Here is a 9,776-nt window from a genome sequence, read left to right on the forward strand (position 1 = left end):
CTCAAATTTTACGGATTCTGAAAATTTGAGGCGACAACTAGTCTGACGCAGGGGGTCCGTGAAGCTGTACAGGCTTTCCCAGAACTGTATTTTTCAAGATTGGTGGTGCTTGGTGAAGGTGACAGTGAAGAAATTGTGCTTCCACGTCTACTCAAAGCAAAAGGTGTCCCAGTTGATGAGTGTGCCATTTCAGTGGTTCCACTCGGTGGTCGACATGTTAATCATTTTTGGCGTTTGCTTACTGCTATCGACATACCGTTTATTACTCTCTTGGATCTGGATCTTGCGAGACATCAAGGTGGCTGGGGACGAGTGCGCTATGTTGCCAACCAATTGAAAATCTGTTCCTCGAAAGTAACGTTTCCTTCTGCTGGTAAGATAGACGAAATTCCTAAATGGAACAATGACGACTGGAAACTTTTTGAGGTCGAGAGCAACCCTAAATATATCAATTACTTGAAAGAGCTTGAGGATCTGGGGGTTTTCTTTTCATCTCCGTTGGATGTCGATTTTGCAATGTTGAAGAGTTTTCCTACAGCCTACGAACTTGATAAAGCAGATCGAGTTCTACCTGATGAAAATAAAATTAAGGCAGTCCTTGGGGATAGCTACCACGGCGTTGAGCAATATACAGAATATGAGCGAAAACGCTTCATCACCTATCACAGACGTTTTAAACTTGGTAGTAAACCTGCTGCTCATATTAGTGCACTCTCAAAGCTTTCTGACGAACAGCTTTTAGAAAAAATGCCGCGGTCTTTGAAACGTTTGGCCGACGCTGTCATCGCTAAGCTCGCGGAGCTGCCTGAATGATAAAACTGGAAGACTGGCAACCCTCTGACGGACTGACTCTGGAAACTAATGCACTACGAGCTGCCACCGAGCGTGAGCGCTGCCTTGCCTTGACCGCAGGCCCAGGTGCAGGCAAGACTGAAATGCTTGCCCAGCGTGCCGACTTCCTGCTGCGGACAGGTACTTGCCGTTATCCAAAGCGCATCCTTGCTATCTCGTTCAAGGTTGATGCCAGCTGTAACCTAAAAAAACGAGTGAGGCGGCGTTGCGGTCAGGATCTTTCTGGACGGTTTGACAGCTATACCTTCCACGCTTTTGCCAAGCGCATCATTGATCGCTTCCGTTCTGTATTAACTGGTGATGATGCTCTCAATCCCGATTATAAAATTGTGGTTCGCAAAACAAAAAATGGGGAGGTCGAGTTTGGTGATCTCGTTTCCTTGGCAATCCAGATTCTTGAAGAATCGCAGGTAGCACGCAATGCAATACGCAAGACTTATAGCGATGTTTTTCTGGATGAGTTTCAGGATTGCACCGATAAGCAATACGCGCTGATCAAACTGGCATTTAAAGGGACAGCGATCCGCTTGACCGCTGTGGGAGATACTAAGCAAAGGATCATGGCTTGGGCAGGGGCATTGGAAGGTGTCTTTTCTACATTTGCAGGCGATTTTAATGCGTTGCAATTAAATATGTACCTCAATTTCCGTTCAAAGGCACGACTTCTGCGTATGCAGAATGAAATCATTCGGGTTCTGGATCCTGTATCCGTAATGCCGGAAGCGCAGATCCTCGGTAATGAAGGGGATATCCATGCTTGGCATTTTGAAACAACTCAACACGAAGCTGAATACCTAGCTGATCTGATTGCTCGCTGGGTTAAGGACGAGGGAGTACCTCTGTCGGAAATCGCTATTTTATTGCGTCAACAATTAGATCTCTATGCCAACTTATTAATGATTGAACTCGAAAAACGAGGCATTCCCTATCGTAACGAGCAGCAACTACAGGATCTTTCCGTAGAACCGGTCGCAAGGCTGATCATTGATTATTTGTTGTCGCTATTTGGTTCACAGGAACCGGCGGCTTGGTTGCGTTTGATGGATCAGTTAATCCCATTCGCCGACGAATCTGAGCAGGCAGAAATGCGGCAGGATTGGCTACACTTCATCAAGTTGGAGCGCAAGGAAGCGGCATTACTTGGCATGACTGATGTCAGTTGGCCTGCTGGGTGGAAATTAGTTAAGAAATTTCTCAAGAAGTTCGGCCTCAGCAACATGACATCTTTGTCGCCAGAGTACGAGTCATCCGCTCGTCTTAAAGAAGTGATCCAGGAAACAAAGACCCGGATTGAAGATTTGCTCAATATCGAACCTGATTTTGTGAAAGCCTTAACCAGATTTTGTGACGACCAGGCAGTACACATTCTGACCATACATAAAAGTAAGGGCCTGGAGTTCGACTCGGTAATTATGCTAGGAGTGGAGGATCAGACTTTCTGGGGAAATAAAGACGAGAACTGTTGTATTTATTTTGTTGGTGTATCTCGTGCAAAACGGCGGCTTGTTTTAACCTGTGCTCAAGAGCGACCAAAACCAGAGGGCTTTGGAGGGGTATGGAAAGTGGCTCGAACTCCCCACCAAGAGTTCCTTGAGTATGCCGTATCATTCATGGAATGAAACCTGAATACTTGATAGATGCAGCGTTTGTAAGGCGTCGGGTAGGGCTAATCTACTTGCCCAATGCGGAAATGTCGCGCTTGCCGTGTGGTGGAGCGCGTCGTTCACGGTGGGCATGATATTGCCCGACGTTTTCCTCGTAGTTTACGCAATCTTTTGCAGCTCTTTTCCCCGCTGGTTGACCAGACATTTTGTTTCATGAATAACGACAGAATGCCAGAACTGGTATTTCAGCAGAATGCTGAGCGGAGGCTGGTGTTTCATCACGATTTTTTTTCAACTTTTGCAACAAGAGGCTCAGCTATGAGTATTCAAACACCCCCGGTCCTCAGTCAGGAAACACAAGCAATGCTCGACTGTCTGCGTCAAACTGTTGCGAAGACGCTGGATCGCAAACGGCGACTGGGACAATATGCGGTGCTTTGGTCGGAAGGTGCACCTATCGCTGTTGGCGAGGATGCGCCTGCGCAGTTAGCGGCACGAAAAGTCTCTCAGGACTGAGCCGTCATGTATTTTGCCGATGTTAAATCTGGCGTCAGCGGTGCGGGATGTAAAGCTGAATTAGCGACGTTAATGAGCGAAACCGGCGAGAGTTTTAAGGCTTATGCGGTGGGCGGCTACCGGCATTTGCCGGAAATTAGCCAAGGGCTTGAGCTGTTGGGTGGCCCGAAAATCGGTCTGCTCGACTATTGCAGAACGTGCAAAATGATCTTGTATCAGCTGAGCCTCATCATGAAGTTCATAACGTTTTATGCACAGCTATGCTCGATCAGTCTAGGCTGGCTGCTTGGGAAATTGAATTGGGGTTAGTAACATAAAGTTTATCCGGCTAAAGATTTTGCGCTTGGCGAGGGGGCGTGACAGAAGCAGGATTTAAGCTTTAGGTGAGTACTCTAAATCTCAATTTAAAAAATCATCCAGAGATACTGCAACATCTGGAAATTTCCGCAGTATTTTTTTATCTTGAGTCACCAGTTTTACGTCCAACTGTTTTGCCAGGGCGACAAATTCACAATCATAGGCCGAACAACTGCCGCTATCGGTTAACGTCAGAACTTGCACGGATGTGACGGTAAATTCACGCTCAGCCATTAATGCTTCGGCTTCTTCCTGAATAAGCAAAGCTTCTGCCAAGGTAATAATTTTCTGCCGTAAATAAAGCGCGAGTACATTACGAAACTCGCTGCGCCAAAGGCTGGGAGCGGCCCAATCGGCATCTGTTTGATAAAGTCGGCTTGCTTTTTCCGAATAGGTAGTTGGTAGAAAAAGATAGCTGATGATATTGGTGTCAGCAACTATCATGGCCGGCCGTTGTTAATGGCCTGTTCAATTTCTTCGGGCGTGATGCTGTTAGTTTTGATGCTTGAGCGCAGCTGTTCGATACGGCTCAAGCGGTCGGCGGGCGTTATTTTTGCGGGAGCTAATATTTTTTCAAGGCAAACAATAACTTCGCTGTTGATACTTCTTCTATGTAATTCGGCTGCGTTTTTTAATTGTTCGTAAAGCGAGTCTGGGATGTTTTTTATGGTCAGTGCTGGCATGGGGAATTCCTCGGTAGTGAGCGAGGTCGCATTATGGTTTCGATTTGCAATTCTGGCAATATTTAAACCCGAATCAGGATCACACTGGATTAGGCGGCCAATCGGATTTTAATAAAACAATGAAGAATAGGATTGCACGCCTTTGATCGGGAAGCGGCATAGTTACAACATCGTCAATAAGCTGGGTTGCGGTTATTATATGTCTCAGAATTTTCATAAACAATGTGTGAGCAGGATAAAACAGATGATTCGTGCAGGTATTGTGGGCGGGACCGGATACACCGGCGTTGAGCTATTGCGGATTTTAGCGTTGCATTCGGACGTTGAGGTGATGGTCGTCACTTCGCGTACCGATGCCGGTCTTAGGGTGGATGCGCTTTATCCGAGCTTGCGCGGTGCTATCGATGTCGTATTTAGCTTGCCTGAAGTTGAAACCTTGGCCGAATGCGATGTAGTGTTTTTTGCGACGCCGAACGGCACCGCGATGTTGATGGCGGTGCAGTTGCTGGCTCGTGGCGTAAAAGTGATAGACCTGTCCGCTGATTTCAGGTTGAAGGATGCAAAGGAGTGGAGCAAGTGGTACGGCATGGAGCACGCATGTCCCGATTTAATCGCCGAGGCGGTTTACGGTTTGCCGGAAGTGAATCGTGAGGCGATTAAACAGAGTAATTTGATCGCTTGCCCCGGTTGTTATCCTACTGCTGTGCAGCTGGGATTTTTACCGTTGCTTGAAAACGGTCTGATCGATACCAATCATTTGATTGCCGATGTTAAATCCGGCGTTAGCGGGGCTGGGCGCAAAGCTGAGCTGGCGACGTTAATGAGTGAAACCGGCGAGAGTTTTAAGGCTTATGCGGTGGGCGGTCACCGGCATTTGCCGGAGATTAGCCAAGGCCTTGAGCTTGTCGCCGGCAAACCGGTCGGCTTGACTTTTGTTCCGCATTTAACGCCGATGATCCGTGGCATACACGCTACGTTATATGGCCGGGCGCAGGGCAATCTGGATGATGTGCAGGCCTTGTATGAAAAAAAGTACGCTGGCGAAACATTTGTCGATGTGCTGCCGCAAGGTTCGCATCCCGATACCCGGAATGTACGGGGCAGCAATAACTGCCAGATTTCAATTCATCAGCCGCAGGGCGGTCAAACGATTGTAGTGTTATCGGTGATTGATAACCTGGTTAAAGGCGCAGCGGGGCAGGCGGTGCAAAATATGAACCTGATGTTCGGGCTAAAAGAAGACTCAGGACTAAAGATTATTGCGCTTTATCCGTAGGGGGATAAGCAGTTGTACATAGTTCATAATTCTTGACTAAAAAGCTGGGTATAGTCATAATTTCTTCCAACTTCATTTTTATAGTGTTACATGTATGTCTAATCCAATAGTTTTTACTGACAGCGCAGCTTCCAAGGTGGGGGAATTGATAGCCGAGGAAGGCAATGATAATCTGAAACTCAGGGTTTATGTTTCAGGCGGTGGCTGTTCAGGGTTTCAATATGGCTTTACTTTTGACGAAGAAGTCAATGAAGATGATACCTGCGTTGAGAACGGCGGTGTCACTGTGTTGATTGATGCAATGAGTATTCAATATCTAACCGGCGCTGAAATCGACTATAAAGAAGATTTATCAGGCGCTCAGTTCGTTATCCGTAACCCTAACGCGACGACTACCTGCGGTTGCGGGTCTTCTTTTTCAGCATAGCTGTTCTAAAGTCTTTCCTCTCATCGGGCGACAGGAATGTCGCCCTTTTTGTTTCCCTGATAAATCCCTCCAAGAATCACAGAGTTAATCGCTCCTGTTACTTCTTTAAGATTGCCCGGCAGCTTGTTTAACGTTTGTCTGGCTAACCATGCGAAAGCCATGGCCTCAACATGATCGGGATGAAGGCCGTACTGTTCTGTTGATTCAACAGGGCATTCGATATTCTGCCGGATGAACTCCAATAAATATTCGTTATGAATGCCGCCGCCGCAGATCAGGATGCGTTCAGTAGCCGGTGCGTGCTTTTTGATGGCTTCACAAATCGTTATCGCCGTCAAAAAACACAAGCTGGCTTGTATGTCTTCGGCCTTGTAACTGAATGCGTCGAAATACTGATAAACCCAAGGAAGAGAAAAATATTCTTTACCTGTGCTTTTGGGTGGAGCGGCGTTGAAATACGAGTCTTGCTTTAATAGAGCCACCAAGTCATGGTTGATTTTTCCGGTTTTGGCCCAGGTGCCGTTTTCGTCGTACGATTGGTTCCGCTGTAGCTTGATCCACAGGTCCATCAAGGTGTTGCCGGGGCCGGTATCAAAGCCAATGACTTCTGCGGACTGTTGTTTAGGCAGGACGGTAATATTGGCAATGCCGCCGATATTTACGATGCAGCGATGCTCGTCCGGATGATGGAATACGGCTTGATGGAACGCAGGAACCAGCGGTGCGCCTTGGCCTTTGGCCGCAATATCACGGCGTCTGAAATCGGCTACCGTGGTAATGCCGGTTAGTTCGGCAATAATGTTGGGGTCGCCAATTTGCAGGGAGAAAGGGAACTTGATCTCGGGCGCATGGTAGATGGTTTGTCCGTGACTACCGATAGCGTTGATTGCTGAAGCGGGGATATTGGCTTTAGCCAGTACGGTATTGACGGCCTCTGCAAAGAGGTGGCCGAGTCGGGTATCCATTGTGCCATATTCTTTGATCGAGATTTGCGTATCCGGCTTGCTGATTCGCTGGATTGTATTTTGAATATCGTCGGGGAAGGGCTGGTAGCCAAATTCGACAAGCCGGACTTTATTGTCTTTAAAGTCGACGAGAGCAGCATCAATACCGTCCAGGCTGGTTCCTGACATGAGTCCAATATAAAGTTCAGGCATCGATTTTGGTTAATCGTAATGAGAGGGCTGCATTGATGCAGGGGGTAGCGCAATGCCGGGAGCAATTGCGGGAGTTTTTGCTAATAAACTTTTGGCTTTGGCCTGAATAAGTTGAGTAAAGAACGGCTGAGTTTGATCATTGAAGTCAGCCAGTAATGCGCTACTTATAGGCATTGAATGCGGTATTTTAACTGTTTCAGGGTCGCGATAAAGTCCGTCAACATGGAATTCATAATGCAGATGGGGGCCGGTAGCCAAGCCGGTTTGGCCAACAAAGCCGATAACGTCGCCTTGCTTAACATGATCGCCGACCGTTAAGCCTTTTTTAAAAGCAGACATATGTGCGTAAAGTGTTTCATAGTGGTCGTTGTGTTGAATGGTCACAACTTGCCCATAAGCGCCTTTACTGCCGCTAAAGGTAACGATTCCGTCCCCGGTTGCTTTTACAGGTGTGCCTATCCTTGCGGCATAATCAATGCCTTTATGGGCGCGAATTCTGTTAAGTATGGGGTGCTTACGGTGCATGTCAAAAGGCGAGCTGATCTTTGCAAAGTCAACTGGGGTTGTTAAAAAAGCCCTTTGCATGGATTGACCGTCTTGCGTGTAATAGCTGGCAACACTGAATTCATTGATATACCTGACTGCGGTGTATGACGATCCTTGGTTAATAAACTCCGCGGCAATGATTTCGTCACTGTCGGCTTCTTTACCATCAACTATTTTTTTGCCATAAACAACCGTGAATTGATCGCCGGGGCGTAGATTGGAGGCAAAATCAATGTCCCATGCAAAAATATCAGTAAGTTGTAAGATTAGCTCTTTTGACAAGCCGGCTTCGAGACCATCCAGAAATAAAGAGGTTTCTATCGATACATGAGCCGTATTGATTGTTGTGGGTTGCGGGCGGTCGATTAAGGTTCGATGGAGCTGTCTATCATTATTTATATGGATAAATGGATCTGATTCAGCATTATCCAAATCCAGATTAGCAGGTGTGTGTGTGCTCAGCTTCTTATGGTTAAGCTGCTTGATTGATACAGATTCGATTGATTTGGAAGAAATAACGGTGTGTTTTCTGGTAGCGGACTCAACAGAAACGGTAGCGTCGGTTTTATGGCTCGACTTGGATGAGGCAATGGCTTGTTTGTTATTTTTTAACTTGGCAGAAACGATGGGCTGCTTTTTTGCAGTGGATTTAGATGTTGCGGTCGATTTTTTTTGTGTTGTTGGTTTGGTGATGGCAATAGAAGAGTCTTTTTTGTTAGCGGACTTTGGTGTAGCAGGAGCTTTCGTGTTGCTTGGCTTAGTGTTAATAACCGCAGCAGGGTTTTTCTTATTGTTAGGTTTGGTGTGATTTGATTGAAGGGGGGCGGTAGAAATAGTCTTGGTTGCTGAGTGCGTTCGTGCCGGTTTTGTTTGTGTGTGGCCGGTTACTGAAAAAGCTAGGCTAATTCCAAACAGCAGAGATGTATAGATTTTATTTTTCACTAGGCTATGCTAAGTAATTGAAAATTATATAAAACAGGGGGGATTTGATGGTTTTATGGTTTCATTTTAAGTGGTTTTAAAAGTTTTTGCCAATTAATTAGATTGTGTAAAAGTTTTTATTCAGCGGAGCTGATTATTAATTCTATAATGGATCATTTATAGATATTTGGAGAAAGAAATTGCAAGAGGACGTATTGGAGCACCTTCTTAGAGGGACAGATGAGGTTTTAATCAAGCAAGAGTTAATTAACAAATTGGAAGAGAGGCGCCCTCTTCGAATTAAGGCGGGCTTTGACCCGACTGCCCCTGATTTGCATTTGGGGCATACCGTATTGATTAATAAATTGAAGCAATTTCAAGATTTGGGGCATGAGGTGCTTTTTTTGATTGGTGATTTTACCGGGATGATTGGTGATCCAACAGGGAAAAACGTTACGCGTAAGCCATTGACTCGGGATGAGGTTATTGACAATGCAAAAACCTATGAGGAGCAAATATTTAAAATTCTGGATCCAACTAAAACATTGGTAATGTTTAATTCAAGCTGGATGAATGCTATGTCGTCGGCTGATTTGATTCAACTGGCCGCAAAGCATACCGTAGCCAGAATGCTGGAGCGGGACGATTTTAGCAAGCGCTTTAAAGGTGGGCAGCCTATTGCGATACATGAATTCTTGTATCCTTTAATTCAGGGGTACGATTCAGTGGCAATGAGGGCGGATGTTGAATTAGGCGGTACAGATCAAAAGTTTAACTTGTTGGTTGGGCGGCAATTACAAGAGGCCTTTGGGCAAAAGCCTCAGGTCGTCATGACAATGCCAATTCTGGAAGGGTTGGACGGCGTGCAAAAAATGTCCAAGTCGTTAAATAATTATGTGGGTATAGCGGACTCTGCCGATGATATGTTCGGAAAGCTGATGTCTATTTCAGACGAGTTGATGTGGCGTTATTTTGAATTATTGAGCTTTCGTCCTATGGCTGAAATAAAGCTGTGGGCAGAAGAATGTAAGCAAGGTGCGAATCCGAGAAACTATAAAGTAAAGTTGGCTCAGGAAATTATAGAGAGATTTCATAATGCATCCGCTGCTGCCAAGGCGTTGGAAAATTTTGAAGCCAGATTTCAGCGAGGTGCAATACCTGATGAAATGGAGGAGTTGGAATTAAAGATTGATGGCATCAGTTACGGCATAGCGAACTTATTGAAAAATGCCGGGTTAACAGAGAGTACATCCGAGGCCAATCGTATGATAAAACAAGGCGCGGTAAAGATTGATGGCGAGAAGGTTGTCGATCAAAAACTGGAGATTCCGGTTGGCGCCGAGCATGTTTATCAAGTAGGGAAAAGAAAGTTTGCGCGGGTAAAAATCACCTCTTGACGGCAGAGCGGAGAGCTGTATAATGCGCAGTTCTTTCAAA

The 9,776-nt window shown here is 46.0% G+C and carries 11 protein-coding genes and 1 pseudogene; 7 read left to right on the plus strand and 5 right to left on the minus strand.

From position 1 onward, the window contains the following. The first annotated feature begins 102 nt into the window (after nt 1-102). On the plus strand, nt 103-813 hold the full coding sequence (locus V7051_RS23670; protein ID WP_333879248.1) for an ATP-dependent endonuclease: 711 nt from the start codon (nt 103-105) through the stop codon (nt 811-813). Further along, the gene (locus V7051_RS23675; RefSeq protein ID WP_333879247.1) at nt 810-2,471 is read left to right on the plus strand and encodes an ATP-dependent helicase; all 1,662 of its coding nucleotides are present in this window, start codon (nt 810-812) and stop codon (nt 2,469-2,471) included. Before V7051_RS23670 ends, V7051_RS23675 begins: the two co-directional genes overlap by 4 nt. A 52-nt stretch (nt 2,472-2,523) precedes the next feature. Here the strand turns inward: V7051_RS23675 and V7051_RS23680 are convergent, their stop codons facing one another. Then, nucleotides 2,524-2,661, minus strand: a complete 138-nt coding sequence (locus tag V7051_RS23680; protein ID WP_333879246.1) for a hypothetical protein — start codon at nt 2,659-2,661, stop codon at nt 2,524-2,526. Between the two features lie 113 nt (nt 2,662-2,774). Here V7051_RS23680 and V7051_RS23685 point away from each other — a divergent pair, with 113 nt between their 5' ends. Together V7051_RS23685 and V7051_RS23690 are read left to right on the plus strand one after the other, a co-directional pair. Beyond that, the gene (locus V7051_RS23685; RefSeq protein WP_333879245.1) at nt 2,775-2,972 is read left to right on the plus strand and encodes a hypothetical protein; all 198 of its coding nucleotides are present in this window, start codon (nt 2,775-2,777) and stop codon (nt 2,970-2,972) included. 15 nt (nt 2,973-2,987) lie between these two features. Beyond that, nucleotides 2,988-3,152: pseudogene (locus V7051_RS23690) on the plus strand (N-acetyl-gamma-glutamyl-phosphate reductase); the annotation flags it as partial. A gap of 219 nt (nt 3,153-3,371) precedes the next feature. On the opposite strand, the gene V7051_RS23695 reads toward V7051_RS23690, so the two are convergent. Both V7051_RS23695 and V7051_RS23700 read right to left on the minus strand, forming a co-directional pair. Then, entirely contained in the window at nt 3,372-3,773 is a 402-nt protein-coding gene (locus V7051_RS23695; RefSeq protein ID WP_333879244.1) for a type II toxin-antitoxin system VapC family toxin, read from the minus strand. Continuing rightward, nucleotides 3,770-4,012, minus strand: coding sequence for a FitA-like ribbon-helix-helix domain-containing protein (locus V7051_RS23700; protein ID WP_333879243.1), 243 nt, complete (start codon nt 4,010-4,012; stop codon nt 3,770-3,772). The genes V7051_RS23695 and V7051_RS23700 overlap by 4 nt, the downstream gene beginning before the upstream one ends. A 244-nt stretch (nt 4,013-4,256) precedes the next feature. Between V7051_RS23700 and argC the strand changes: the two genes are divergently transcribed. After that, nucleotides 4,257-5,288, plus strand: coding sequence for an N-acetyl-gamma-glutamyl-phosphate reductase (argC, locus tag V7051_RS23705; protein WP_333879242.1), 1,032 nt, complete (start codon nt 4,257-4,259; stop codon nt 5,286-5,288). Nucleotides 5,289-5,382: 94 nt separating this feature from the next. Then, nucleotides 5,383-5,715 (plus strand): iron-sulfur cluster insertion protein ErpA, encoded by a 333-nt coding sequence (erpA, locus tag V7051_RS23710; RefSeq protein WP_104425207.1) that lies wholly within the window; start codon nt 5,383-5,385, stop codon nt 5,713-5,715. A gap of 20 nt (nt 5,716-5,735) precedes the next feature. On the opposite strand, the gene V7051_RS23715 is transcribed toward erpA, so the two are convergent. Both V7051_RS23715 and V7051_RS23720 read right to left on the minus strand, forming a co-directional pair. Next, nucleotides 5,736-6,872 (minus strand): anhydro-N-acetylmuramic acid kinase, encoded by a 1,137-nt coding sequence (locus V7051_RS23715; protein WP_333879241.1) that lies wholly within the window; start codon nt 6,870-6,872, stop codon nt 5,736-5,738. A 9-nt stretch (nt 6,873-6,881) separates the two neighbouring features. Next, nucleotides 6,882-8,360: a peptidoglycan DD-metalloendopeptidase family protein gene (locus tag V7051_RS23720; protein ID WP_333879240.1), complete on the minus strand. Its 1,479-nt coding sequence runs from the start codon at nt 8,358-8,360 to the stop codon at nt 6,882-6,884. Between the two features lie 179 nt (nt 8,361-8,539). Here V7051_RS23720 and tyrS point away from each other — a divergent pair, with 179 nt between their 5' ends. Further along, complete coding sequence (gene tyrS / locus V7051_RS23725) at nt 8,540-9,736, plus strand: tyrosine--tRNA ligase (RefSeq protein WP_333879239.1); 1,197 nt, start codon at nt 8,540-8,542, stop codon at nt 9,734-9,736. The last annotated feature ends 40 nt before the right edge of the window (nt 9,737-9,776 follow it).

Source organism: Methylobacter sp. (genome assembly GCF_036845245.1).
In the GTDB taxonomy this organism is placed as follows: Bacteria; Pseudomonadota; Gammaproteobacteria; order Methylococcales; family Methylomonadaceae; genus Methylobacter_A.